General features: G+C 59.2%; 25 protein-coding genes. 7 read left to right on the top strand and 18 right to left on the bottom strand.

What is annotated here, in order from left to right; all coding sequences use genetic code 11:
* Positions 1-44 precede the first annotated feature (44 nt).
* The 4 genes from IEX57_RS05315 to hrcA form a co-directional block, all read right to left on the bottom strand.
* The gene (locus IEX57_RS05315; RefSeq protein ID WP_188703051.1) at positions 45-1,109 is read right to left on the bottom strand and encodes an outer membrane beta-barrel protein; all 1,065 of its coding nucleotides are present in this window, start codon (positions 1,107-1,109) and stop codon (positions 45-47) included.
* A gap of 394 nt (positions 1,110-1,503) precedes the next feature.
* The gene (gene mltB / locus IEX57_RS05310; RefSeq protein ID WP_188703049.1) at positions 1,504-2,589 is read right to left on the bottom strand and encodes a lytic murein transglycosylase B; all 1,086 of its coding nucleotides are present in this window, start codon (positions 2,587-2,589) and stop codon (positions 1,504-1,506) included.
* A 63-nt stretch (positions 2,590-2,652) separates the two neighbouring features.
* Positions 2,653-3,189 carry a GNAT family N-acetyltransferase gene (locus tag IEX57_RS05305; RefSeq protein ID WP_188703047.1) on the bottom strand — a complete coding sequence of 179 codons (537 nt, stop codon included), beginning with the start codon at positions 3,187-3,189 and terminating at the stop codon, positions 2,653-2,655.
* Positions 3,186-4,196, bottom strand: a complete 1,011-nt coding sequence (gene hrcA / locus IEX57_RS05300) for a heat-inducible transcriptional repressor HrcA (protein WP_188703044.1) — start codon at positions 4,194-4,196, stop codon at positions 3,186-3,188. Before hrcA ends, IEX57_RS05305 begins: the two co-directional genes overlap by 4 nt.
* 130 nt (positions 4,197-4,326) lie before the next feature.
* Between hrcA and IEX57_RS05295 the strand changes: the two genes are divergently transcribed.
* The 5 genes from IEX57_RS05295 to IEX57_RS05275 all read left to right on the top strand — a co-directional run bounded on the left by IEX57_RS05295 (position 4,327) and on the right by IEX57_RS05275 (position 10,341).
* On the top strand, positions 4,327-5,205 hold the full coding sequence (locus IEX57_RS05295; protein WP_188703042.1) for an NAD kinase: 879 nt from the start codon (positions 4,327-4,329) through the stop codon (positions 5,203-5,205).
* A 12-nt stretch (positions 5,206-5,217) separates the two neighbouring features.
* Positions 5,218-6,876 carry a DNA repair protein RecN gene (recN, locus tag IEX57_RS05290; protein ID WP_188703039.1) on the top strand — a complete coding sequence of 553 codons (1,659 nt, stop codon included), beginning with the start codon at positions 5,218-5,220 and terminating at the stop codon, positions 6,874-6,876.
* A complete protein-coding gene (gene tadA, locus IEX57_RS05285) occupies positions 6,869-7,408 on the top strand; it encodes a tRNA adenosine(34) deaminase TadA (RefSeq protein ID WP_188703038.1) in 540 nt (179 codons plus the stop codon). The genes recN and tadA overlap by 8 nt, the downstream gene beginning before the upstream one ends.
* Positions 7,409-7,645: 237 nt before the next feature.
* Complete coding sequence (locus tag IEX57_RS05280) at positions 7,646-9,394, top strand: glycoside hydrolase family 18 protein (protein WP_188703035.1); 1,749 nt, start codon at positions 7,646-7,648, stop codon at positions 9,392-9,394.
* Between the two features lie 71 nt (positions 9,395-9,465).
* Positions 9,466-10,341: a L,D-transpeptidase gene (locus tag IEX57_RS05275; RefSeq protein WP_229708748.1), complete on the top strand. Its 876-nt coding sequence runs from the start codon at positions 9,466-9,468 to the stop codon at positions 10,339-10,341.
* A gap of 5 nt (positions 10,342-10,346) precedes the next feature.
* Here the strand turns inward: IEX57_RS05275 and IEX57_RS05270 are convergent, their stop codons facing one another.
* The 10 genes from IEX57_RS05270 to IEX57_RS05225 form a co-directional block, all read right to left on the bottom strand.
* Complete coding sequence (locus IEX57_RS05270; protein ID WP_188703033.1) at positions 10,347-12,281, bottom strand: AI-2E family transporter; 1,935 nt, start codon at positions 12,279-12,281, stop codon at positions 10,347-10,349.
* Positions 12,282-12,526: 245 nt separating this feature from the next.
* On the bottom strand, positions 12,527-13,492 hold the full coding sequence (locus IEX57_RS05265; protein WP_229708747.1) for a hypothetical protein: 966 nt from the start codon (positions 13,490-13,492) through the stop codon (positions 12,527-12,529).
* Between the two features lie 173 nt (positions 13,493-13,665).
* Complete coding sequence (locus IEX57_RS05260; RefSeq protein ID WP_188703031.1) at positions 13,666-14,352, bottom strand: amino acid ABC transporter permease; 687 nt, start codon at positions 14,350-14,352, stop codon at positions 13,666-13,668.
* Between the two features lie 2 nt (positions 14,353-14,354).
* Entirely contained in the window at positions 14,355-15,080 is a 726-nt protein-coding gene (locus IEX57_RS05255) for an amino acid ABC transporter permease (protein WP_229708746.1), read from the bottom strand.
* Between the two features lie 104 nt (positions 15,081-15,184).
* The gene (locus IEX57_RS05250; RefSeq protein ID WP_188703027.1) at positions 15,185-16,006 is read right to left on the bottom strand and encodes an ABC transporter substrate-binding protein; all 822 of its coding nucleotides are present in this window, start codon (positions 16,004-16,006) and stop codon (positions 15,185-15,187) included.
* A gap of 268 nt (positions 16,007-16,274) precedes the next feature.
* The gene (locus IEX57_RS05245) at positions 16,275-17,033 is read right to left on the bottom strand and encodes an SDR family NAD(P)-dependent oxidoreductase (protein ID WP_188703025.1); all 759 of its coding nucleotides are present in this window, start codon (positions 17,031-17,033) and stop codon (positions 16,275-16,277) included.
* 231 nt (positions 17,034-17,264) lie between these two features.
* Positions 17,265-19,085: a pectate lyase-like domain-containing protein gene (locus IEX57_RS05240; protein ID WP_188703023.1), complete on the bottom strand. Its 1,821-nt coding sequence runs from the start codon at positions 19,083-19,085 to the stop codon at positions 17,265-17,267.
* 489 nt (positions 19,086-19,574) lie between these two features.
* Positions 19,575-19,736: an N-acetyltransferase gene (locus IEX57_RS05235; RefSeq protein WP_188703021.1), complete on the bottom strand. Its 162-nt coding sequence runs from the start codon at positions 19,734-19,736 to the stop codon at positions 19,575-19,577.
* Positions 19,737-19,802: 66 nt separating this feature from the next.
* Positions 19,803-20,099 (bottom strand): GNAT family N-acetyltransferase, encoded by a 297-nt coding sequence (locus tag IEX57_RS05230; protein WP_188703019.1) that lies wholly within the window; start codon positions 20,097-20,099, stop codon positions 19,803-19,805.
* A 60-nt stretch (positions 20,100-20,159) separates the two neighbouring features.
* On the bottom strand, positions 20,160-20,510 hold the full coding sequence (locus IEX57_RS05225) for a nuclear transport factor 2 family protein (protein WP_188703017.1): 351 nt from the start codon (positions 20,508-20,510) through the stop codon (positions 20,160-20,162).
* Between the two features lie 37 nt (positions 20,511-20,547).
* On the opposite strand from IEX57_RS05225, the gene IEX57_RS21110 reads away from it, so the two are divergent.
* Positions 20,548-21,102, top strand: a complete 555-nt coding sequence (locus tag IEX57_RS21110; RefSeq protein WP_229708743.1) for an Arm DNA-binding domain-containing protein — start codon at positions 20,548-20,550, stop codon at positions 21,100-21,102.
* Positions 21,103-21,223: 121 nt separating this feature from the next.
* Here IEX57_RS21110 and IEX57_RS05215 read toward each other — a convergent pair whose 3' ends face one another.
* Positions 21,224-21,811, bottom strand: coding sequence for a TetR/AcrR family transcriptional regulator (locus IEX57_RS05215; RefSeq protein ID WP_188703015.1), 588 nt, complete (start codon positions 21,809-21,811; stop codon positions 21,224-21,226).
* Positions 21,812-21,984: 173 nt separating this feature from the next.
* Between IEX57_RS05215 and IEX57_RS05210 the strand changes: the two genes are divergently transcribed.
* A complete protein-coding gene (locus IEX57_RS05210) occupies positions 21,985-23,211 on the top strand; it encodes a YbfB/YjiJ family MFS transporter (protein WP_188703013.1) in 1,227 nt (408 codons plus the stop codon).
* Positions 23,212-23,291: 80 nt separating this feature from the next.
* Here IEX57_RS05210 and IEX57_RS05205 read toward each other — a convergent pair whose 3' ends face one another.
* The 3 genes from IEX57_RS05205 to IEX57_RS05195 all read right to left on the bottom strand — a co-directional run bounded on the left by IEX57_RS05205 (position 23,292) and on the right by IEX57_RS05195 (position 25,570).
* Positions 23,292-24,293: a glutathione S-transferase family protein gene (locus IEX57_RS05205; protein WP_188703011.1), complete on the bottom strand. Its 1,002-nt coding sequence runs from the start codon at positions 24,291-24,293 to the stop codon at positions 23,292-23,294.
* 87 nt (positions 24,294-24,380) lie between these two features.
* Entirely contained in the window at positions 24,381-24,530 is a 150-nt protein-coding gene (locus IEX57_RS05200) for a hypothetical protein (RefSeq protein ID WP_188703009.1), read from the bottom strand.
* 38 nt (positions 24,531-24,568) lie between these two features.
* Positions 24,569-25,570, bottom strand: a complete 1,002-nt coding sequence (locus IEX57_RS05195; protein WP_188703007.1) for an NADP-dependent oxidoreductase — start codon at positions 25,568-25,570, stop codon at positions 24,569-24,571.
* Positions 25,571-25,659: the final 89 nt, after the last annotated feature.

The raw sequence follows: 25,659 nt of genomic DNA, 5'->3' as shown, positions 1-25,659 counted from the left end.
TTTTTATGGGCTGCACCAGACAGTACGGGCCCGGTTTTGCCGGTTTATTGCCCGGCAGCGGTTTGCGTGCCTTGTACATCAATTTCCACGCGGCGATCAGGTGCCAGGCAAGCCACCAGACGGTCACGATTCTTGATGCCATCACACGTATTGCCGGTGACCGGACGTGCTTTGCCCATGCTGTGGATCTGGATGCGGTCAGCCGGTGCGCCGCGACTGATCAGATAGTTGCCAACAGCCCTGGCGCGGTCGTAGCCCAGTTGGGTGTTGTACTTGTCGGAACCCATTCGATCTGTGTAACCCACCACGATAGCCTGGCCGTCTTGCACGTTGATATTGCCCACCTGCTCATACAGCTTGTTCAGTTCATCACGCCCTTGAGGCTTGAGCGTGGCTTTGCCGAAATCAAACAGCACGTCAGACTTGAGCGAGAAGTGACGGGTTTCCATCGGTGGCTTGGGCGGTACAACCGTCGCCTTGATGGGTTCCGGGCTGGCAACAACGGGCTCTACGCGCGGCGTCGGGGTGGCGACAACGGGTGCGGGTGCGGCTTTGGCACCAAAGTGATAGTTCAGCCCCAGCATAAAGCTGTTGCTCTTGATTTTGGTGCCATCATGCTCCGGATGCATGACAGTCCATTCACCGGTGATGCCCCAGTTGGGGGCAATCTTGTATTCAGCGCCCAGACCTGCGTGCCAGGTGTTGTCAGAGAAATCGCTGATGACATCGGTGCCCTTGTAGTGGGCGTAGCCGATTTTGGCGTAAGGCATCAAGTTGTCGATCTGATAACCCAGGCGCAGGTCTGCACCCCAGATATCGGCGCCAAAGTTGCCGTAATTGGCCATGGTGGTAGCCGCTTTGCGGTCGACGTAGTCACCGAAAATATTGGCGCCCAGAACGAAGTTATTGCTGAATACGTAGTTGTAACCCGCTTCTACGCCGACGGTCAGGGATTCAGTGGTATCAGGACGAATCTTGCCAGTGAAGTCCATCTGGTTGGCACCGGCTTTGCCGCCGATATAAAAGCCGGAAAAATTATCCGCCCCGATTGCATAAACGCTGGCGAGCAAGGACGCAATGGCCAGCAATTTTATTTGTTTCGATTTCATATTGTCTCCGATCAATTGGCATTGATTTTTTGAGTCAGGTTTTTCTGAAAGCCCATACAGGCGAAGGCGCATGAACGCACCGCCGGATGCCGGCACTTCTGAACCTGAAATCCTGGAGTGTTGTTACCGAATTGACCAGTACACCCGGTCACGTTGGCCGCATTTTCAGATTTTTCCGGGGTTTCTAATTGGATGGGGAATATCGGATTGGCGGTGTTTTTAAAAAACGATTGAAATTGGGTGTGGGTTTTCGTTTTTATGCAATCAGATATGTCTGATTGGTGAATGGGGTGACTTTAATTGCGTTGATTTTTTGTCGATAAAAAAACCGGATGCATTTTCATGCATCCGGTTTTTGATTGATTTGTTCACTCAAACAAACATGGATACCAGCTTATTTCCAGCGGCCATCGCTTTTGGCTTTGGCCGGTTTTTGCTTCGTGGGTTTGGGTGTTGGGGTTGGGGTGTCCGATGTGTCGTTCAGATCCAGCCCGCTGTCATAGGCGCCCTTGATCGCCTGCGCCAGTTGCAGCACAGCCGTGGCATACAGCGTGCTGCGGTTGTAGCGCGTCACCACATAGAAATTGTTGAAGCCCATGTAGTAGCTGGTTACACCGGCTTCGGTCTCCAGGCTGAACAGCACGGCTTGCTGGTTGGGGTCGGTTTCATCCAGCGGCTGCACGCCTTTTTGCATCAGCTCGGCCACGGTGTAGTGCAGGTTGAACTTGTCTGCCAGCAAATCATCCTCTGCGCCCGACACATTCACCGGAACATAAGTATCTCCGTTGCGTTGCCAGCCATGCGCGGCAAGGAAGTTGGCCACGCTGGCGATGGCGTCATCCGGCGTGCCCCAGATGTCGCGGTGATGATCGCCATTCCAGTCCACGGCGTACTCACGAAAGCTCGAGGGCATGAACTGCGGCATGCCCATGGCGCCCGCGTAGGAGCCCATGAAAGTCAGCGGGTTTTCGTTTTCTTCGCGGGCCAGCAGCAAGAACTGCGTGAGTTGATCCTTGAAGTAGTCGGCGCGGCGCGGGTAGTCAAACGCAATGGTCGTCAGCGCATCAATCACCCGGAAAGAGCCTGTGTTGCGGCCATAAAGGGTTTCCACACCCAGGATCGAGGTGATGACTTCTGGCGGTACGCCGTATTTGTCGCTCACGGCATTGAGTGTGTCGGCGTTGCGGCGCATGAAGCGGGCACCACCGACAATCCGCTGGTTGTTCACAAAGTTGCCGCGAAACTGATACCAGGGGCGGCTGGTGGACGGGCGATCCAGCACGCTGATAATGCTCGATTTGGTCACCACCTGGCCAAACAGCGCGGTCAGGCTGTCGCGGTCAAAATTCTGGGTGTTGACGAGGGTATCAATGTACGACTGCACTTCTGGCCGCTTGAGCAAGGTGTCATCAGCATGACCAAGGGCGGGAAGCGCGGCGAGGGCGGCGCAGCACAGCGCTGCGCGAAGCGTTGAAAGCATGGGGAATCCGGATCAAGACAGGTCTGGAACGTGCAGCGGCACGGGGCAAGGCAGGTGCCGGAATCAGGCTGAAGCCAGAATCCGGTTCTCGTACCTTACCGAATCGAGTTCAAAATACAAGGTGCCATATTGCTCGAACTGGCGGCCGTTGTAAAAAGCCAGCGCAGCGTGATTCTGACTGTTGACCGACAACCACAACGCCCCATGGCCCGCGCGCTCGGTGGCCATGGCCTCACAGGCGCCCAGCAAGGCCCTGCCCACGCCCTGGCGGGTAAAGCGCGGCATGACATAGAGCGTTTGCAGTTCGATATCGGTGTGTGGCACCCCGGGTTGACTGGCGTCAAAATCCAGCGCTGCGTAGCCCACCAGATGTTCACCCTGACAGGCCACCAGCACGGCGTAGCGCGTGTCTGCCATCAGCCGTGCAAAATGATCTTGCGTATAGGTACTGAACACATAGTTGGCCAGCGCCGGGCGGATGCCCCCGGTGGCATAGGTGTTGAGCCACACGGTGATGGCCAGCGCGGCCAGGGTCTGTGCGTCTGTCGCGGTGGCAGGGCGGATGCTGATGGTGTCAGTGAGGGTAGCTGCAAGCGTCATTGGGATAGCGCACTGGAGAGCAGTTTGGCGGTGACATCAACAATGGGAATGATGCGCTCGTAGGCCATGCGCGTCGGGCCGATGACCCCCAGCGTGCCGATGATCTGGCCATTGGCGCGATACGGCGCGGTAATGATCGAGCATTCATCCAGCGGCGCAAGACCAGACTCGCCGCCGATAAAAATCTGTACGCCATCGGCGCGGTTGCCCAGTTCCATCAGTTGCAGCAGAGCGGTCTTGCGTTCAAACAGCTCGAACAGCTGGCGCAAGCGGCCCATGTTGTTGGCCAGATCGTCGCTTTCCAGCAGGTTGCGTTCACCGGAAATCACCAGGTCTTCTGCCGTGTGATCCAGCGCGCTCTGGCCGTACAGCACGGCGCTGTTCAGGAGTTCTGCCAACTGGCCTTTGACCGAACGCACTTCGGTTTCAACAAAGAGTCTTAATTCGCGCCAGGTCTTGCCGGCGCAATTGGCGTTCAGGAAATGGGCCGCCTCGATCAGATCGGCCGCCGGGAACGCGGTCTGGGTCTGGATGATGCGGTTCTGCACATCGCCATCATCGGTCACCAGAATCAGCAGCACCCGTTTGTCTGACAGCGGCAGGAATTCGATCTGCCTGAGCACGGTGTCCTGGCGGCGGGGCGACACCACCACGCCGGCAAAGTGCGTCAGTTGCGATAACAGGTTGGATGCGGCGGTAATGGTCCGTTGCGGGCTGTCCAGCGGCAGCGAGCCGGGCGAGAGCCCGATGTTTTCCAGCGACTGCACCGACATCAGGCTGTCGACAAAGAAACGGTAGCCCAGCGCGGTCGGGATACGGCCGGCCGAGGTGTGCGGGCTGGCCACAAAGCCCAGTTGCTCCAGGTCTACCATCACGTTACGGATGGTGGCCGAGCTGATATCCAGCCCGGAATACTGCGATAGCGCCCGCGAGCCCACGGGTTGTCCGTCGGCAATGTAGCGTTCGACCAGCGTCTTCAGAAGGATTTGGGCACGATCACTGAGCATGATCCGATTCTAATGTGGTTTGCGTTTCGCGTTAAAGTCTTGCAATGCGTTGTTGGTGGCGGGATACGCTTGAAGTGCCAAAGCGCCATGCCTTGTGGTTAAATGCAGCCGTATTTGTCTGGATCAAGCCATGCAGAGCCTATTTAAAACCATTGTGCTGGTCGGCCGCTTCAATACCCCCACGCTGGGCGGGCCGCTGCGCCAGCTTGCCGGTACCCTGCAGGAACTGGGCGCACGCGTGCTGATTGAAGCCGACGTGGCGGCTGAGCATGGCATTGAAGACATCCCGGTGGTGGATCGTCTGGCCATTGGCAAACTGGCTGATCTGGTGATTGTGCTGGGCGGCGATGGCACCATGCTTGGTGTCGCGCGGCTGGTAGCGCCGTACCGGATTCCGGTGATCGGCGTGAACCAGGGGCGTCTGGGCTTCATGACTGACATCCCGCTCAAGGATATGGAACGCACCATCAGCGGCATGCTGGCCGGCGCGTTTGTGCCCGAAGAGCGCATTTTGCTGGAGACCACAGTCAAGCGTGATGGCAGCAAGGATACCGTCAACGCGCTGGCGTTCAACGACGTGGTATTCAGCCGTGGCTCTACCGGCGCCATGATCGAGTTCGAGATTTTCATCGACCGCCAGTTTGTGTACAGCCAGCGGTCCGACGGCTTGATCGTCTCCACCCCGACGGGTTCCACCGCGTATGCGCTGGCCTCGGGCGGGCCGATTTTGCACCCCAGCCTGCCGGCCATTACGCTGGTGCCGATCTGCCCGCAATCGCTATCCAACCGCCCGATCGTGATCAACGATACGAGCGAAGTCGAATTCTTGCTGACCCGCAATTCTGACGCGCGGGTGTATTTTGATAACCAGTCTGATTGCGAACTACGCGAGAAAGACCGGGTGATCATCCGCCGTCACCGCAATACCCTGCGTATCCTGCATCCGGTGGGATACAACTATTACGACATGCTGCGCGACAAACTGCACTGGGGCGAAAAGCTCCTCTGATCACGGCTACCCATGCTGCTCTCTCTGAATCTCAGGAATTTTGTGATTGTCGACAAGCTGGCGCTGGAGTTCGCGTCCGGGCTGTCCGTGTTCACCGGCGAAACCGGCGCGGGCAAGTCGATTGTGATCGACGCGCTGGGCCTGTTGCTGGGCGACCGGGCCGATGCCGGCATGGTGCGCCATGGCACAGACAAGGCCGAGCTGGCGGTCGAGTTTGATATCAGCCGCCTGCCTGCCGCACAAGCGTGGCTGGCCGAGGCAGAGCTGACCGGGGACGACGCCGAAGTCGTCAACCTGCGGCGCACGCTGGATATCCAGGGCAAAAGCAAAGCCTTTATCAACGGCACCGCCGCCACCCTGGCACAACTGAAAAACCTGGGCGAAATGCTGGTGGACATCCATGGCCAGCACGCCCACCAGTTGCTGCTGCGTCCGGAAACCCAGCGCGCGGTGTTTGATGCCTTTGCCGGCGCCAGCGATGTCGCCGCGACGGTCGCCGGCCATTGGCGTGGCTGGCAACGGGCCGAAGAAGAATTCGCTGCCGCCAGCCGCAATGCCGCAGCATTTGAAGCCGAACGCGAGCGCCTGCAATGGCAGATCAACGAGGTCTCCGAACTGGCGCTGGGCGATTCCGAATGGGAAGAATTGCAGGGTGAACATCGCCGTCTGCAACACGCGGCCAGCCTGATTGATGGCGTGCAATCTGCCCTGGGCACGTTGAGCGACGATGACGAGAACTGCCAGGGCTGGCTGGGCAGCGCCACGCGCCGTCTGCAAGAACTGGCGGGCTATGACGAGCAACTGAATCCCTCGCTGGATTTGCTGGCCGGTGTCGAGGCGCAATTGTCGGAAGCGGTGAGCGAACTGCGGCGCTACGCCGATCACCTTGAACTGGACCCGCAACGCCTGGAAGAGGTTGAAGCGCGTCTGGATGCCATCTGGCGCACCGCCCGCAAATACCGCATTGAACCGCCAGACCGCCTGCCGCAGGCACTGCAGGACTGGACAACCCAGCTGGAAAGCCTGGGCGGCGGCGAGGGCATGGTCCGCCTTGAAAAAGCCGTTGCCATTGCCCGGGCTGCGTATGAGAAAACCGCCGCGCAACTGTCCGCGCTGCGCCAGAAACACGCGGCCCCGTTTGCCAAAGCAGTGACTGCGCAGATGAAGCCGCTGGCGCTGGCCGACAGCGCCTTCACCGTGGCGTTGACCACGGTCGCGGCGGGCGGACATGGTCTGGAAGATGTCGACTTCCAGATCGCGCACGGTGAAGCCGACGCGCGGCCCATGGGCAAAATCGTGTCGGGGGGCGAGCTCTCGCGGATCAGCCTGGCCATTCAGGTCATCACCAGCGGTTTGTCCGGCGTGCCCACGCTGGTGTTCGATGAAGTGGATGTGGGCATTGGCGGGCGCGTGGCAGAGATTGTCGGGCGCATGCTGGCCGACCTTGGCAAGGCGCATCAGGTGCTGTGCATTACCCATTTGCCGCAAGTCGCGGCCTGCGGTCAGCAGCATTTTCAGGTCAGCAAGGACAAGAGCAACGGCGGCATCGTCAGTCACGTTGCTGCGCTGGATGACGCCGGCCGGGTCGAGGAAATTGCCCGCATGCTGGGTGGCGTAGAGATCACCGAAACCACACGCCGCCACGCGGCCGAGTTGCTGGGCCATGTCTGATCCGGCAGCAGTGGTGCCGCCGGCCATGTTGCATGAATGGACCGAGGCGCAGACCGGGTTCATGCACGCTGCGCTGGCCGAGGCGGCCAAGGCACAGGCCCTGGGCGAGGTGCCGGTGGGCGCGGTGGTCGTGCATCAGGGCCGGATTATTGGTGCTGGCCACAACCAGCCGATTACCCGGCATGATCCGTCCGCCCACGCCGAAATGCTGGCGCTGCGCGCGGCAGCAGCAACACTGGAGAACTACCGCCTGCCGGGCTGCGAGTTGTATGTCACGCTGGAGCCGTGCCTGATGTGTTCCGGCGTCATGATGCACGCCCGTCTGGCGCGCGTCGTGTTTGCCACCAATGATCCCAAAACCGGTTGCGCCGGTAGCGTGATCAACCCCTTCATGGACCCGCGCCTGAACCACCATACCGAGGTGCTGGGCGGTTTGCTGGCGCAAGAAGCAGCAGCGCAACTGAAAGCGTTTTTTGCCGAACGCCGCCGCCAGCAAAAAGCCGCGCGGGATGCGCGCGCCGCCGGCGGCTGATCCAGCTTTATCTTCAATCTGACCCACTGTTGCTCAAATTGCCCGTCGTACATGACGTCCGGGTATGGGCGGGCGCTTGCGTGTTAGAGTCCCACGCATGGTCGCGACAATAACGCGGCCGTGAATAAAAGATTGCGAACACGATGTGCCGTCAAGGGCCGCGGCAGTTTTGCAGCAAAAGACGGGGCGCCGGTTGCCATGCAATCAGGTAAAAAAATACCCGAACGAGGATGAAGAATGAGACAGCTATTGTTGCTGCCATTGATGGCAGCCGCAGCGCTTGCGCACGCCGATAAAGTGGTGTTCCAGGACGATTTCAAGGGTGACCTCTCGCAATGGGTGGGTCAGAACGGCGACGGTAGCGTCCCCATGCATGGCGTCATCGTGGATGACCCGCTGCGCCCTGGCGCCAAGGCGCTGAAGTTCACCAAAAAGGTGTTCGGTGGCGACCTCTTCTCCAAAACCCAGTTTGCTGAAGGCAAGAAATACACGCTGACGTTCGACTATCTGGGCACGTGCAGCTCAAGTTGCGGCGGCGTGGTTGGCTATACGGCGGATTTTCCTGGGCGTGACAACTGGCTGGCGGGTGCGGCCAAGCTGGGTGGCGGCGCCGAAGTGCTCAAAGACAACAATCAATGGAATAGCTACAGCATTGATTTCAAGAGCAAATTTGCGTTTCATCTGGCGCTGGAGCAATGGGTGAACGGTGCCGGCAATCCGGGTGAATCGCTGTTTGCCAACTTCAAGCTGATTGAAAAAGACGATGCCGGCGGTGGCGATGCCAAACCGGCCGCAGCTGCCGCCGCCGTAGTCGGTGGCGTACCAGCACCGGCCAAACCGCAGTTTGTGGCGTATTACCCGGCCTGGGCCAATGGCCGCACGCCGCCGTATTTCATCAAGAACATGGAATCGACCGGCCTTGCCAACCAGATCACCGTGATCAACTACGCGTTTGCCAATGTGGTGGATAACAAGTGCGTGGTCGGTTATCCGGACCAGGATTACAAACAGCCGCTTGATGCCGCCAACACGCTGGATGGCAAACCCGATGCCGGCAGCAATGGCCTGTTTGGCAACTGGAACCAGATTAAGCAGCTCAAGCAAAAGCACCCGAACCTGAAAGTGGTGATTTCACTGGGCGGCTGGACGTGGTCCAAGTACTTCTCTGATGCCGCGCTGCCCAAAAACCGCGAGGCGTTTGTGAAGTCGTGCGTTGATACCTTTATCAAGGGCAATATCGACGGCAAGGCGGGCCTGGCGGCTGGCGTGTTCGACGGGATCGACATTGACTGGGAATACCCGGGCACGGCCGGTAACGAAGGCAATATCGTGCGCGATGAAGACCCGAAGAACTACACCGCGCTGCTGGCCGAGTTCCGCAAGCAGCTGGATGCGGCCAAGCCGGGTTATCTGCTGACCGTCGCGGCGAGCGCAGCGGCGAATGTCTACGGCAATATCGAAAGCGAGAAGATCCAGAGTTCGGTTAACTGGATCAACCTGATGACCTACGATTTTGCCGGCCCGTGGGATAGCCAGACGGGCTACCAGTCCAACCTGTTTGCCGGCCCGAAAGACCGGCTCTCGATTGATATGGCCGTCAAAGACTATATCGACAAGGGCGTGCTGCCGGGCAAACTGGTGTTGGGCATTCCGTTCTACGGCTACGGCTGGTTGCCAGTCAGCATGGACGCCCATGGCATTCATCAGGGCGTGAAGGCCAAAGCCCCGGGCTCGTCGGAGCAGGGCATTGCCAGCTATGCCGAGGTCAAGGCGAAGAAGGGCGATGTGTTCCGTGACGACAAGACCCGCGCCATTGTCAAAGTGGTGGGTGATGAGGTCTGGGTGTATGACGATCCGCAAGTCATCAAGGACAAGATCGACTACGTGAAAAAGATGAAGCTGGGCGGTATGATGGCCTGGGAAGCCTCTCAGGACACGCCGGATGGCGAACTGGCCAGCACCATCTACAACGGTCTGATCAAGTAAAGCGCGCGTCAGCGAGTTACCTGGAACGGAGGCTGCGGCCTCCGTTTTTCATTTCTGCCCCTGATTTTCTGATGACGTCCATGCATATCGAAATTGACCTTGCTGCCCAGACCCTGCATCTGTTTGAAGAGGGCCGGCTGATCCGGCAGTACACGGTATCGACCGCCGCGGCCGGAATCGGGGAACAGCAAGGCAGCATGAAAACGCCGCGTGGTCGGCACACGGTGAGGGCGCTGATTGGCCGCGACCTGCCGCAGGGCAGTGTGCTGCGCGGGCGCCGCCCGACGGGCGAAATCCACACGCCGGAACTGGGGGCGCAACACCGGGAGCGCGACTGGATCCTCAGCCGCATTATCTGGTTGTCGGGGTGTCAGCCGGGTTTTAACCGGCTGGGCCCGGTCGATACGATGCGCCGGTATATCTATATCCACGGCACGCCGGACGATCAGCCGATGGGCGTGCCGGGCTCGCACGGGTGTATCCGCATGCGCAATGAAGACGTGATCGACCTGTTTGCGCGCATCCGGCCGGGGATTGACGTGTTGTTGCTGGAAGCGCCCGCTGCGCGTCAGCGTTATTATGTTGCGGCGGTTCCGGTGAACTCGCTGGCGGCGCTGCAAGCGCAACTGGTGGCCGCGCAGGACGGCTTGCCGGCCTCGCCAGTGGCGTCTGATGATCACCCGGCCTGGGCGCTGTGGCGTGGTGACGGGCAATTGCAGGCACTGCTGCGTTTGCAGGCGGGCTCTGGTTTGCAGATCTGGCAACACGGCGCGGGCGAGCCCACCGCGTGGTTTGCCTTGTGGCCAGAGGCCGAACGCGCGGCGCTGGCGCGGGGCTGGCGGGAGGTACGCTTGCTCTTGCCCGCCAACCAGCCCGCACCGGCCGGGTTTGAAATGATCCGGACGCTACCGGACGCCGTTTTATGGCGGCACTGGCTGGCCGCCTGAACCCGTCATTTCCCCTGGCGGGTCTGCGATGACAGCGCCGGCGCCTTGGGGACATCAATGCACGCTTGCGCCATTTCTTCGTAGGCGTAGAAGGTCTGGTCTGCGCTTTCGACCAACACTGGCGGGCTATCGCGCAAATCAAACGGGCTGGATAACACCGCCGCCATGATCCGGGCATGCGGCAGGCGCTCGCGGAATGTCGCGATCAGGTCGTCGAACATTTCCCGTTCCTGTTCCGGGATCACGCTGATCAGGAACACCATGGCGACGATATCCGGATTCACTTCGCTCGGAATCGGGCCTTTCAGGTCTTCCAGCGACAAATGCCGGCCATCAATCTGCTGCGTGCGCAAAATGCGCACCAGGATTTCTGCCGCCAGTTCATCGCCGGCTGAACCCAGGCCGATGGCCAGCACCACGGAACCCAGCGGTGCATTCACCGGCCCTTGCCAGCGGCCGGTTTGCTGTTCACGCCGCGCCCGCAACTGGCGGCCCAGGCTGGTTTCTTCCAGCACGGATTGACGCTGTCGGCGGGGCGCTTTGGCCGTTTTGCCAGAACCACTCAGGGTCTCGATCACCGTGCCGATCACCGCACCCACCCGCTTTTGCTCCGCGTGAGAGATGCTCTTGCCGTTGTAATCAATGGCCAGCATATGCAGGGCCGGGCGCAGCACGGTGTCGCAATACACCGCCAGCGGCTTGCGCTTGAGAAAGGCGCGGGCGCTGGCGATGATCTCTTCGGCATCACCGGAAAGCGCGCGCTGGTAGAAGTTCTCCGGCATGGTCAGCGCCGGGACTTCCCCCAGCAAAATTTCCAGGAAATTGAGCGCCTTGATATAGCGGCCGGCGACCACCAGCACCAGCGTCATCGGGGTCGAGAGCACCAGGCCCACCGGGCCCCAGATCCAGCTCCAGAAAATCGCGGCGATGACCACCGACAGCGGCGACAAGCCCGTGGTGTGGCCATACAACTGGGGTTCTACCAGTTGCGCTACCAGTACCTCGATCATCAAGAACAGCCCCAGCGTCAGCACCGCCATTTCCCAGCCCGGCGTGATGGCGGCGGCCAGCAAGGTGGCGCAGAAGGCGGCAATCCACACGCCCACGTAGGGCACAAAGCGCAACACGGCCGCCATCACCCCCCACAACAGCGCCTGCGACAGCCCGATCAGGCTCAGCCCCAGCCAGATCAGTGTCCCCACGGCCAGGTTGACGGCAAATTGGGATACAAAAAACCGCGACAGCCGCGTGCCGGCGTCGTTCACGGCGATGGTCGTGGCGCGCAGATCGTCAGAGCCGATCAGCCGGATCAGCCGGTCGCGCAGCGCCTCGTGTTCCAGCAGCACAAAGATCAGCACCACAAACACAATGCCGGCGGTTTCCAGCGGCCCCCAGACCGAGCCGGCAATCCGCGTCAGCAAGGTAAACGGGCTGGGCGCGCTTTCCTGAATGGTGACCGGCAGCGGTCTGTTGCGGTTCTCCGGTGCGACCAGCGCGTCGGCATCGGCATCCGGCGTGGATTCATCGCCCTTGGCAAACATCTGCGAAATCACGCGGTTGGCCTGGCCCGTGACCAGGTTGAGTTTGCCCAGCGTCATTTCATCCAGCGTAACCACCTTGCTGCGGATGGTGTCCTCGTACTGCGGCAGGCTGGCCGCCATATGAATGACCTGCAGCCCGATCACCAGACCGACAAAAGACAGCGCAACAGACAAGCCCGATACCGCCACGACGATCGAGCCCACCTGACCCAGGCCAAAACGGCGCAGCCAGCGGATCAGCGGTGCAATCAACAAACTGAGGATGATGGCCAGGGTGATCGGGATCAGCACATCGCGGCCAAAGTACAACAGCCCCAGCACGGTGGCAGAGCCCAGAATCTGGGCCAGCTTGTTGGTCGGCGGGGTGTCGTTCTTCAGCAAGTTGCGCACTGCATTCATGGGATGGAATCCGGCTGGAGTTCTGGGTGAGGGCGTGGGCGTAGCGCTTGGCAAATACGTTTGCCTGCGAATTTATCGCGTCGTTATGGCGGGGGCAAATGCGGGATGGTGCTTTTGCAGTTTACGGGGAGTGATGCGGGCACATTGCACCGATAGACGGGTAGCCCGTCACGTTCGGCGTGTGCTGTCCTGGTTTTTGCATGGCGGGGCGGATGACCGGGGCGCTGTCTGTTGTTTTCCGGTGCTCAGAAGCTCACCGCCAGGCCAACCGAAACCCCGGATACGTTGTTGCCAAATACATAGCGCGCAACAAGGCGGGTGCGGGTGACGATGATGTCGTACTTGCTGGAATCAAGCTCAAACCCGGCGCCCAGCGAGGTCAGATAGTCAAAACCCAGTGCGCCGCGCAACTGGCCCAGGTATTCGGTGTGGGCAAACTCCAGCACGTAGCGGATGGGCCGATCCAGCGCGGTAAACCCGGTCGGTGCGCGGTAACGGGCCCATACCCCCAGGCTTTGCGCCACCGCGCGGCCCTGAACGGCGGTATCGGAGTCAAAACTTTCCAGCACGATATTGGAATAACGCACTTCGACTTCCTGTTCGCGCTCGGGCTTGAAGTCCTCGTACACCATCATCAACGAACCACCGAGGCCGTAGGCGTTAAGCGTGCCGCCATCCAGAAACTGGATATCCCGGTCTGTCCGGTGATTGACGATCCACTGGCCGGCGTACAGGTCACTGACCACTTTGCCCAGCGCGATATTGAAGATGGGGCGAATCTTGATGTACTGCGATATGGGGAAATCCCAGCCGATGCCGCCGCTGACGTTCACGGTATTCCAGCGTAGCGGCAAAAAGCGGTCTTCAGCGCCGTCGGACGCCACAAAGGTCGGGTCGTACCGGGTATAGGCCGCCAGGCCTTCCAGATACAGCGGCACGCTGTCGCTGATGGTGGCGCCGCCGCCCAGCTGGGTCGATGCCAGACCGGGGTTGCCGGTGCTGCCGTTATTGATGGCCAGAGAGCTGGTGGTGACGTCCGGCACTACCGAGTACCCGATCAACGCGACCACGCCGTTGGCGTTGCGTTTGACGTCCGTGCCGATTACCCGGAATGGCGGGTCGGCCATGGCAGGAGCACTCAGCAACAAGGCGGTCACGGAGAGGAACGCGACTGACAATGGCCATACGGCGTGTCGATGCTGCGCTGGCATGAAGAGGTTGCACCCTGGTGACTGTGTTTTGCTGAGGTTCGGTGAGCGGACACCTCTATCTATAGAAGAGGTGTCAGGTCTGTGCAAACCAGGACAAGCGCTTGTGGTGAGGATGCCAGGAGCGACATCCGCGCCGTACCATGGGTAGCGGCCCGCGTGGGCCGGCCGCGGGATCACCCGGCGGGTAAACGCGGCCGCCCGACATGGCTGGCCAGCGCGCTCAAGCCAGCGCAGAGCACGAAATAAACCAGCCCGGCAAACAGGAATACCGGCACCGGGTGGATCATCACCCGGTTGCTGACCTGACTGGCAACGGTGGAAAGTTCATTGATGCCCACCACATACGCCAGCGAGGTGTCCTTGATCAGCGTGATCCACTGGTTCACAAAGCTGGGCAACATCATGCGCAGCGCCTGCGGCAGGATCACATGGCGCAAGGCCTGCCAGCGGGTCAGCCCCAGCGCCAGCGCAGCGTGCCATTGTCCTTGCGGCAACGCCGCGATGCCGGCCTCAACGGCGTGCGCCAGATACGCCGCGCTGATCAAAGACAACGCGCAAACCACCGGCACCAGTCCTGGCACATTCAGGCCAAACACAATGGGGAGCAGGAAATACACCCAGAAAATCAGCATCAGCACCGGGATTGCCCGTAAAAAGCCCAGCACCAGTAACAGCGCCTGGCGCGGCCAGCCTTGCAACACGGCCAGCAAGACGCCCAGCAGCAGGCCGGCTACCGCTGAACCCAGGCCCGACACCAGACTGAGGATCACGGTGAGCGCCGCACCACCCAGCGGGCCATCCGGCCACGTGCCCCACAGCAGGTAATCCAGATTGGCGCGGATGACTTCAAATGCCTCCATGGTCAGTTCCTTGCCGGCAAGGCCACACGTTGTTGCAACTGGCGTGCCAGTACATCCAGCACGGCAATCAGGCCGATATAACCCAGCGTAGCGACGCCAAAGGCCTGAAAAGTCAGGAAGCTGGCTGCTTCAACCTGGCGCGAAGTGTAAGAGAGCTCGGCCAGCCCGATCCCCATGGTCAGCGATGAATTCTTGACGATATTCATGTATTGCCCGAACAAGGGCGACACAACGTGGCGTAGCGCCTGCGGCAAGATCACGTAGCGCTGCACCTGCCAGCGCGTCAGCCCGCTGGCGGCGGCAGCCTCATACTGGCCACGCGGCACGCCGCGTATACCGGAACGGATGTCTTCTGCCACAAAGGCCGTGGCGTAGAGCGACAAGCCGGCTGCGCCGGCCAGAAACTCGAACGACGGCCAGGACAGCGTGAAACCGGCCAGCTGTAGCTGGTGCGGCGTGTTCAGCCAGAGCATGGCGGTTTCCGGCAACAGATTGGGGGCGGCGAAGTACCAGAAAAACAGCTGGATAAGCAGCGGGGTATTGCGAAAGACCAGCGTGTAAATCCGCGCCAGGCCTCGCCACACGCCGGCCTGGGCGTCCCGCGCCAGTGCCAGGGCAAAGCCGGCCAGGGTAGAGCACGCAATGGCAATGAGGGCGATCCAGGCCGTCATCAACAGGCCATGGGCCATCCAGACCAGGTATTTGGGGGCGAGTAGTTCGGCAGACATGTGCAGACCGCGCATTCCAAAAAAAACGCGCCATCAAGATGGCGCGGCGTCTTTATCAGACAGTGGATGGAGAGCTCGAAGAAAGTACCGGATCGGCAACGGCTTTACTGGGTGCGGATGTGCGCATCACCGATCTTGAACAGCCGTGGCAGCGGCGCTTTGGTGTCCGGACCAAACCAGCGGTCATAAATCTTGCTGGCGGTGCCGTTCTTTTCCAGGTCCTTCAGGGTGTCGTTCAAATAGGCAACCAGCCGGGTTTCCCCTTTGGGTACGCCCACGCCTTCCAGTTCTTCAGAAATGGAAAACCCCGGGATTTCATATTTGTCCTTGTCAGGCAGGTTGCCCAGAATGGCCACCAGCTTGGAGCCATCTTGCGTAATGGCCTGCACGTTGCCGTTGCGCAGGGCGGTCAGCGCAAAGGGCGTGTCGTCGTACAGCACCACGGTGGCATTGGGGTATTTCTCGCGCAGGGTGGCTTCCATGGTGGTGCCCTTGTCGGCGCCGACACGCAAGCTGGCGATCTGCTCAGGCGACTTGAGTGTGCCCTTGCGTGCCAGGAACTGCTGGCCGGAGGCAAAATACGGCACGCTGAAATCAATGACTTTGGCGCGTTCCGGGGTGATGGTGAAGTTGGCGAAGACCAGATCCACCTTGTTGGCAGTCAACAGCGGAATGCGGTTGGCCGGGTTGGTCGGGACGATCTCCAGTTTGACGCCAAGGCGTTTGGCCACTTCCTGGGCGTAATCGACATCCAGGCCAATGATTTTGTGGGTTTTTTCATCGACAAAGCCAAACGGCGGGTTGCCGTCGAACGCGGCGACGCGCAGCACGCCGGCTTTCTTGATGTCATCGAGTTTATCGGCCATGGCCGCGCCAGAGGCCAGACCGAGCAGCAGCAGAGCAAGTACCTGGGTTTTGATTTTCATGGTGTTGTTCCGACGAATAAAAGTGTGCGGTGCGGGTTACTGCCTGGGCGCTGGTGAAGCGCCATGCACCGCATCTTAAGCAATCCATTAAATTTATATAAATTATATAAAATGCTGTTGTTATAACTAATGTGTTTGTAGGGGCGGGCGTGATCCGGCAAGTTTTTGATCTGGCAAGGCTTGTTGGCATTGCTTGAAACGTGTGCTCAAAGGTGCGCAGACCTCCCGCGGCCGCAAAGCGCATCGCGGCAGGTCTGGGTGATAGGCGCTAGTACTGGATCACGCCGGGAATACCGCCGCCCGCAGTCAGCACTGCGCCATTGAGTGCCGTACTGCGGGGCGAGGCCAGAAACGCCACGATGTCGGCAATCTCAGTGGCATCCACAATGCGGCCAATGGTGTTGTGCTGGGGCGCGCTGCGTTCGGTTTCGGCATCGGTGCGCTCGGTGCGGGTCAGGCCCGGGTGAACGGTGACCACGCTGACGCCATGCGGGCCCAGTTCATCGGCCAGATTCTTGCTGATGGCGGCGACGCCGGCATTGCGCAGGCTGGCAATGGGGCGACCGGTACGGTAGAGCGCCAGCCCGCCGATATTGATGATCCGGCCCCAGCCACTGGCGCGCAGGTGGGGTTCAACTGCGCGGGCGGTGCGCAGATAACCGATCACTTTCAGGTCGACATCCAGCAGCGCTTCTTCGTCGATCACTTCAGCCAGCTTGCGCGCTGGCGATATACCGCCGGGCACTGCGGCGGCGTTGACCAGAATTTCCACGCCACCCAGCGCCTCGACAGCATGGGCGACGAGAGCGTTGACCGAATCCGTGCTGCCGGTGTCGGCTACTACCGCAATGATCTTGCGACCGGTTTCAGCCGCCAGAGTCCTTGCCGCATGCTCCAGCTCGGCCTGGCCCCGCGCGGCAATGACGACATCGGCGCCTTCCAGCGCCAGTTGCCGGGCGATGGCTTTGCCAATGCCCTTGCTGCCCCCGGTGACCAGTGCGCGCTTTCCTTCAAGTTGCAGATCCATGCTGTTTTCCCCTCAAGTGTCGGTCAGGTTGATGTCGAGACCGTCACTGAGCAGAAGGCATGCCAGTATCAGGCGCACGCAGGCTGCGGGTTTGAGCGCGACGCAAGCCGGGCGCTGTCGCAAACGGGACAGCAACCGTGACAATGTGCGGGGCAAACGGCAGTCGTGGGCCGCCATAAAAAACTGCCCCGAGGCAAGCCCCGGGGCAGTGTGCATCACGATGCAGACAGGTTACGGATAACTTGCCACCGCGCCGTTCTGGCCGATATTGCTACCGCCCGTGTTGTTGATCACGTTGCTGATCAGGCTGTTGCCATCCAGCGCCACGGTGACCAGGTTGGTGAAGCTCACCCCCGGCTGTTGCGGTGCTTCAATGGCATTGGCCAGCGATACCGTGCGGTCGGTGGTGACAAAGTTAAACCCGTAGATACCCACCCCGAACGCCTTGTGCGTGGTCACGGTATCGGCCACCTTGTACGACGGGTAACCGTTTTCGGTGCCATTCATCCATGCCGCCTGGTTGGGGACGTCATACGGCTCTTCACTTTGATAGAAGTACACGCTACCGCCGTTCCCGTTCCACAAGGTCTGGAATTGCTCGAAGTGTTCCACCGCCAGACCGTACATGGTGACATTGTCGCCATTGACCACCAGCCCGTTGGCCGCCGGGTTGACGGTCCAGCCCGTGGTCGTCAGGCCGATATCACCATGGTCTGCGCGCCACAGCCAGAAATCATCGCCAATGACGTTGTTGGCGTTGATCTCTACCGCTGTATGCGCCTTGCCGGCGATCTGGCCGCCGATACGGGCATAAATGTCATACAGGCAGATCGGATCAGCAGCGTGACTGACGCCGGTGACCGACGAACCCACCTTCAACAGCGCGGGCGAGGAGGTCGTGCCGGCTTCAAACAACAGGCCGGAGATCTTCACGCCATCGACATCGGCTACGTCCATGGCATCCAGCCCGGTATCGGCTTCCAGCGTGGCCACGCCCAGACCCAGCACCACGGTATCGGCCCGGGTCACGCGGATGGTATCGGTCAGGTGATACACGCCCGGCGTGAAAATCAGGTTCAGACCTTTGGCCAGTGCCGCGTTGATGGTCTTGGCCGTATCCACGTTCTCTTTGGCGATATAGAACTGGCTGATCGGCAAAGAGGTCCCTGCGGCGGCATGGCCATGCCATGTGGTGCCGGTGGTGTTGGCATTGAGGGCTGGCACAAACACGCTGTAGTTGCCGTTGCCATCAATGGTCAGGAACGGTTTTTCACGCATGACCGGGGTCTGGGCGACCACGGTATACGGCGAGGTCGGCCAGGTGCCGGCTGCCGGGGCATTTTGCACCCCGACAAACACCATGTTCCAGACGCCACCCACCCACGAGGTCCATTCGTCATTGCGGCTGAACCACTGCTGTTGTGAGCAAGAATTGATCTGGCCATCAATCAGCGTATCGGCCATAAAGCCACCGCTGGACCACCCGCACCACGGCGAACTCAAAAAGGCATCGCCCTTGATATGAACGCGCCGCATGGGCGCTGCTTGCGACACGGCCCAGCGCACCGGGTAAGGCGATACATTGGCCGGATGCTGGACCGAGAGGTTCTCTGCCGAGCGCCAGAAATTCTGCGTGGCATCCTGGCTGGCATTGAGCCAGTCGGCTTCGACATGCAGATCATTCACCTGGACATCATCGGGCGAGCTGCCCAGACCGATCACATGGGTGTAGAACCCGACGTTCACATCAACCGGGTAGGTGCCGGGCTTGAACATCAAGGCGTAGCGATTGGGCCCGAACTGGTTGGCATGTTGCTGCGAATAGACGATATCGACCTGGGTCTGAATGGCTGCAGGGTCCATGCCAGGATCGAAGATCAGCACATTGGGGCCGAAGTCTACTTTGGGTTTGGCCGCAGACGGATCAGCCGCCGCGCTGGGGGCGGCGGTTTCAGTGCTCGGGTTGCTGCTACCCCCACCGCAGGCCGCCAGGGCCAGCGTCAGCGCACTGAGTGCACCAAGCGCAAGGTATTGCCGGGAACGACATTTCATGCAAAAACTCCTCCAGACTGTTTTGATCACCTGCCGCTTTTATTGAGGCTCAAGGCCCCCGGTCAGGCGATGCCGCCACACCCATGCGGGCATGTTGCGCGGCGTGTTTATCAAGTGATATTTCCGGTTCGACGACCGGATTGGCAGCTCCAGATGATCCATACCGGTTCAACGTACCGCGGGCCAGCCATCACCTGTGTCCAGCAGGCGATAATTACAAATGAACATATGAATCAGGGGCTTGTCCGCGGATGGGCGATACTGCACAGCGATGAAACCGATTTCAAATACAGCAATATGCTTATCTTCCGCATCAGATTGGTGCAAAGAAAACGCCGGAAAGGTGCATGGGGAGAGGGCCCAAACCGGTTTTGTCCATAGCGGCAAAAGCGGTACGGGTCAGGTCATTCCGTTATACGGATTACAACAGTGGCGGGGAGTGTGGGGTCTTGCGGGTCTGAACGGGCGTGGTCCGTTCGTGCATGCTGTTCAAGCGCCGATCAGCGTGGCGATACTGGCCCAGCGGTAGATGAAGGTCGGCACGGTAGAACCATCCGGCGCGCTCCAGACCGAAGTTTGTGCGTTATGCGCGCCCAGACTGGTGTAAAAGCCCTGCGCCCGCTGATTGGTCTGGTTGACCAGCAAATACATGCCTAGCCCCGGCTGGCGCGCTTCGCAGCGGAGGGCAATCGCGCGCAGCAACCGTTGCCCGATGCCCTAGCCCTGGTGGCCGTGGGCGACATGCAGATTATCCAGATAAGAGCCCCATTCGGCGTGTTCGCCAGCATAGGCGCAGGCAAAGCCTTGCAACTGCCCGTTGGCGTGCGCGACCAGCACAATCTGGTTGGATCGGGGTTTGTACAGGCGCTGCTGCCAGATAGCCTTGCGCTCGGCGGGCGCGGTGAGGGCCAGATAGTCCGGAGTCAGGACATCTGCATAAGTGGCTTGCCAGCTTGCTGAATGCAGTCTGGCAATCTGTTCGGCATGTTCAAGGGCGGCCGTGGCAAGGTTCATGGTCATCCAGCCTGGGGTGGCGTTCTGGCATGGTGCGCCGGGATCAGCGCGGTGGCGGCATCAGGCGTCGCCTCTGCCCAGAAAGGCCCGGATCGCGCTGATCTGGCCCGCAGCGTTGAAATCGACGGCGTCGACGACAAACAACTCGATATGACCATCAACCATAATGCGCAGTTCGCCCGCGACCGCACTGGCCGACTCATAAACACGCAGGATGTCGATCTGGATGCTTTGGGCCGCTGCGAAATTGGCACGGGTTTCTGCCAGTGCGGCTTCCTTGCCCTGCACGCAGATTTTCCAGTCACGCAGTGTGACGTCACTCGCAAGCATGGCGGCAATGTCGTCGATGTTCTTTTGTTCGTACGCCAGCAGATAGGCCTGAAAGCGCGCGAGACTGGTTTGTTGACTCATGATCGGGTTTGCCATGCATCAGACATGAATATGACGAATGAGTCTAACCGGGTCCGGCCCCAGATTGCCAGCGCATCCTGCGCATCACCCAGTACCAGATCCGCCTGAAAAAGAAAAAACCGGGCAGAGCCCGGTTTTTTCCTGCAATCAACCAACCATTAAGTCCGGATTAGAAATCCGAGTGTTTTTTCATGGATCAATGTGGATAGATCTTTATTTATTTTTGTATGGCTATGATTTTAATGTATTTGTTAGATTTGTGGAGGATTATGATGTTGACTTGTTGGTACCGAAATTGATAGGGTTTGCCTACACGATGCCTACACGATGCCTACACGATGCCTACACGATGATTGAGATGAAGAAGGAAAACTTTACCGTTACGAGAATCAGTGCGTACCGTTGCGAAGATGGAAAACAGCAAAGTATTTTCTGGGATGCGAAAACACCAGGATTGGGTTTGCGCGTGACACAGTCGGGCTCTCGAGCGTACGTGTTTGAGTCCCGGCTCTTTGGTAAGACATTGCGCATTACCATTGGGGACGCTCGCGTCTTGGATTTGGGGCGGGCCCAACTGGAACCCACCCCCTGAAAAGGGTCCATCAGGTGGGTCAGAATTCGATGCAAAAGGTGGGTCAGGATTCAGTGCAAATCAACAGCGTTTCCAACGTCTTGGCCTATATTCACCTTGGCTCACGGCTGCAATGCGATTTTCAGCCGCTGCGCGACGCAATGAGAATATCCAGTAGGGAAAACGCCGTTGCTTTTAAACGGTCTGTGTCCTGATATACACGCTCAATAACTACCAACCCCCGGGTAAAGGTCACCAGTAGCCGTGCCGCACTCTCCGGCGAGCAAGTCAAAGTTGACTGGCTTTCCTTGGACTTCAGGCTGGAAGCAAGAATGCGTTCAAGTCGGTTGAGCATTCCCCTGAGCACCTCGGCCACTGGCTCTTCCAGTTGATCACCCGTGAAGGCTGTTTTGGTCGATAGGCAGCCGCGAGTGGGGGAGCCCATGGTCATGGACCCGATAACAAACTCAAAAAAATCTTCCAGTGCCTGGCGCAAATCAGGTGCAGTCAGGGTTTGTTCTACCTGTTGCAAGAACCGGTTTGAGTACATCTCGAACACCTTCAGGAACAGATTCTCTTTTCCCTGATACGCGTTGTAGAGCGACCCGCGCTGCACGCCCGTTGCCGCAGCCAGTTCCGGCATGGATGCCGCGGCAAAGCCCTTTTGCCAGAAGTATTCCAGCGCTTTTTCCAGGGCTTGTTCTTCATCAAATTGCCTTACCCCTGCCATTGATAGCCCCTCTAGGCCTTTAGTTAGAGATCATTAAACTTATGTTTGACATGTGTGTCAAGATTGTTTAGGGTGCCATTATTGACATGTATGTCAAACATGATTGGAGCGGGCCGGGATCGGTGTGATTGCGGTAGCTGTTCCGTTTTTTTCTTCCTGAGGGAGGGTCTGATATGACAACCCAAATTGCATCACACGCACCCGTGACGACGGCAAAGTCGACCATGTGGCTGCATGTCTTTGCCGGACTGTGCGCCAGCCTGGTCAGTATTGGTCTGGCCCGGTTTGCCTATACGCCGTTGCTGCCGCCACTCATTCAGGCGCACTGGTTTGCTGCCGCCGATGTCGTTTATCTGGGGGCCGCCAATCTGGCGGGCTATCTGGTTGGGGCCTTGGTAGGGCGGCCCATCGCGGCACGTCTCAGTAACACGTGGACATTGCGGCTAATGATGGCGCTGGTCACGCTTGCGTTCTTCGCATGTGCCTGGCCGGTATCGGTGGGCTGGTTTTTCTTCTGGCGTCTCATGTCTGGCGTTGCCGGTGGGGCGATCATGGTGTTGGTTGCTGGCACGGTGTTGCCGCATGTACCTCCTTCAAGAAGAGGGTTGGCCAGCGGTGCCGTTTTTCTTGGTTTGGGTTTGGGTGTTGCGGGTTCCGGCACGGTGGTACCGTTGCTGCTGGGTTTTGGCTTGCATGCCACCTGGTTGGGTCTGGGGGCGATTGCGCTGGTGCTGACTGTAGCGAGTTGGTGGGGATGGCCCGCGCCTGAATTCCAGACTGGCGCAAAGGCGCATGAAGCAGGCATCCGGCTTGGGGCACAGGTCCGTCAGCAGGTGACGACGGTCTACGCTGAGTATGGTTTGATGGCGCTGGGTCTGGTTCCCACCATGGTGTTCCTGGTCGACTTTATCGCCCGCGGTCTGGGAGCCGGTGCACATACTGGCGCGTTGTTCTGGATTCTTTATGGGGTGGGTGCCATCTTCGGTCCGCCGGCATACGGTTTGATGGCGGACGCGTTGGGTTCCAGATTGGCTTTGCGTCTGGTATTGCTGGTTCAGGCGTTTGTCGTGGGCTTGCTGGCGTGGTCCAGCAATCTGGTCATCATTGGTGTCCTGACACTATTGATTGGTAGTTTCCCGCCGGGGATTGTGCCGCTGGTACTGGCACGTGTTCATCACATCGTGCCCCACAATGCGCATCAGCAAAACGTGATCTGGAGCCGGGCAACCACCGTGTTTGCGGCGGCCCAGGCGCTGGCCGGGTATGCCTATGGCAGTCTGTTCAACCACAGCAACGGTGATCACCGCCTGCTGTTTGTTATTGGCACGGCATCACTGGCCATTGCGCTGGCGGTGGATCTGTTTAGTCGGGCTACAACCACTGCGCCAGTTGTGGAATAAGCTGTGAGGCGGAAATGTGTGTTGTCCTGCTCCGGGTGAACTGGCGCAGGACAATATGCCGACGGACAGCCAAGGCAGAATTAGCCGGGGACCCTGGAAAGTTCAATGCGGGATGAATCTGCTGGCGCGCGGGTAAAGTCCAAAGGCAATCCGTCGGGGACAATACCGCTGGGGTTCAAGGTTCGGTGACTTTCATAGTAGTGACGCCGGATATGCTCGAAATCGACGGTTTGCTTGATCCCTTCCATATGGAAGAGATCGCGCAAATATCCGGACAAATGCGGATAGTCCGCGAGGCGTTTCAGGTTGCACTTGAAGTGATCAACATAAACCGCATCGAATCGGACCAGGGTAGTGAACAACCGTATGTCTGCTTCAGAGAAGCGATCTCCCAGCAGAAAGCGCCGGCTGGAGAGTCTAAGCTCCAGCCAGTCGAGGGCGCTAAAGAGCGGGATCACCGCTTCTTCATAAGCCGCCTTGCTTGTGGCAAAGCCAGCACGATAAACGCCGTTGTTGACGGCTTCGTAGACAAGTTGATTCAGTTCATCAATCACGTCGCGGTGCGCCGCCGGGTAATAGTCCCCCTCAAGCGCGCCAACTTGATCAAATGCACTGTTGAACATACGAATAATTTCGGATGACTCGTTACTGACCACGGTGCGCCGCTGTTTGTCCCAAAGAATGGGGACGGTGGCTCTGCCGGTATATTGCGGGTCAGCCAGTTGATAAAGCTGGTAAAGGTAATCGACGCCGTTGATGTCGTCAGGGATGACACCCGGGCCTTTGGCAAAGGTCCAGCCGTGCTCCAACATCAGCCAATGCACAGATGAAACGCTGATCATTGGCGCCAACCCCTTCAGATTGCGCATGATCAAAGTGCGGTGAGCCCAAGGGCAGGCAAGGCTGACATAAAGGTGATAGCGACCGGCTTGTGCTGCAAACCCGCCTTCGCCGCTGGGCCCCGGTTGGCCATCAGGCGTGATCCAGTTCCGGAAAGACGAGTTTTGACGAACAAAGCGACCCCCAGTCGATTTGGTGTCAAACCAGACGTCCGACCATTGTCCTTCTACGAGCATTCCCATATCAAACCTCTGCAGCGCCGCAACCCGGCACTTTGCCGGGTTTCTGGGGCATTCATTCTGCCTGGATGAGAGCGAAAGACGTGCGGGCTATGGATTGAAGTCGTTCGATTTTGTCGAATGACCATGGATGTCGGCGGTGATCTTCGCCTCGTCATCGGCACCTGAAACCGGCGCAATGACCAAAGCGAGAACGGCGATCAGCAGCAAAGTGGCGAAGAATAAAGAGTCGGGATACATGGCACGCTCCAGACGTTACCGGTTCACGGCATGAGGGTTCAGGGAATCAGAACAATCTTGCCGGCGCGATGGGGTTTGCCTTCCAGCATCCCATGAGCCAGTTTGGCCTCTGACAAGCGCAGCACTTCCCCAACGCGTGTATGCAGACGATCTGCATTGAGTTGCTCGCCAATGGCGTTGAGGACGTCTGTCTTGACCGAAACCAGCAGGAAATCGCTGCGGATATTCTTTTCGGCTGCACGTGCTTTGTCCGGCTCGGTGACGGCAGAAACCAGCACGCCGCCTTCGCGCAGCACCGTCCAGGACGCGTCATGAGTGACTGCACCGACAAGGTCAATGACCACATCAATATTGTTGGCGTAACTAGCAAATGAACCTGTGCGCGCAATGACGACTTCGTCCGCACCCAGGGAGCGCACGTAGTCCGCGTTGGCACTGGAGGCAGTGCCAATCACATAGGCGCCGGCGTTGTGGGCCAACTGGACTGCATAAGCACCCACATTCCCGGCAGCACCGTGGATCAGCACCCGTTGACCCGGCTGCAGTTCGGCGTAATTGAATAACATCTGATGGGCCGTGACTGCCAGTACCGGCGCGGAGGCGGCTTCTTCGTAGCCCAATTTTTGCGGTTTGAGCGCAATCATGTCCACATGCGCAATGGCATAGTCGGCGTACCCGTCGGTAAATCGAGGGTTGGTCACGCCGTAAACTTCATCACCTACCTTGAGGTGATCTACATCCGGGCCCAGGTGAACCACGATGCCGCAGATATCCGAGCCAGGGGTCAATGGCAGCGGCTGCGGTACAACGCTATGACCGGAGCGAACCCATGCGTCCCAAGGACCTACGCCTACGGCGAGTACCCGAACCAGCACTTGACCCATGCCCGGGGTCGGCACCGGAACGGTGGTGTAGTCCAACTGGTCAATGCCGCCAAATTCCCGGACAACCACCGCATGCGCATTGAGTGGCACCGACAGACTGGCTGGACGTGTTGCAGCGGCGGCGGGCGTTGTATTGGTGTTGAAAACCTGGTTCATGATCCACTCCAAAGAACCGGCTTATGGCCGGATTTGCGTTAGCGATACGACACTCTAAGTTCTTGCCTTGGCGGTTTACATCGCCAGTT

Source organism: Silvimonas iriomotensis (genome assembly GCF_014645535.1).
In the GTDB taxonomy this organism is placed as follows: Bacteria; Pseudomonadota; Gammaproteobacteria; order Burkholderiales; family Chitinibacteraceae; genus Silvimonas; species Silvimonas iriomotensis.
Note: the sequence above shows the minus strand (reverse complement) of the source record. Positions and strands in the feature narration are given on the sequence as shown.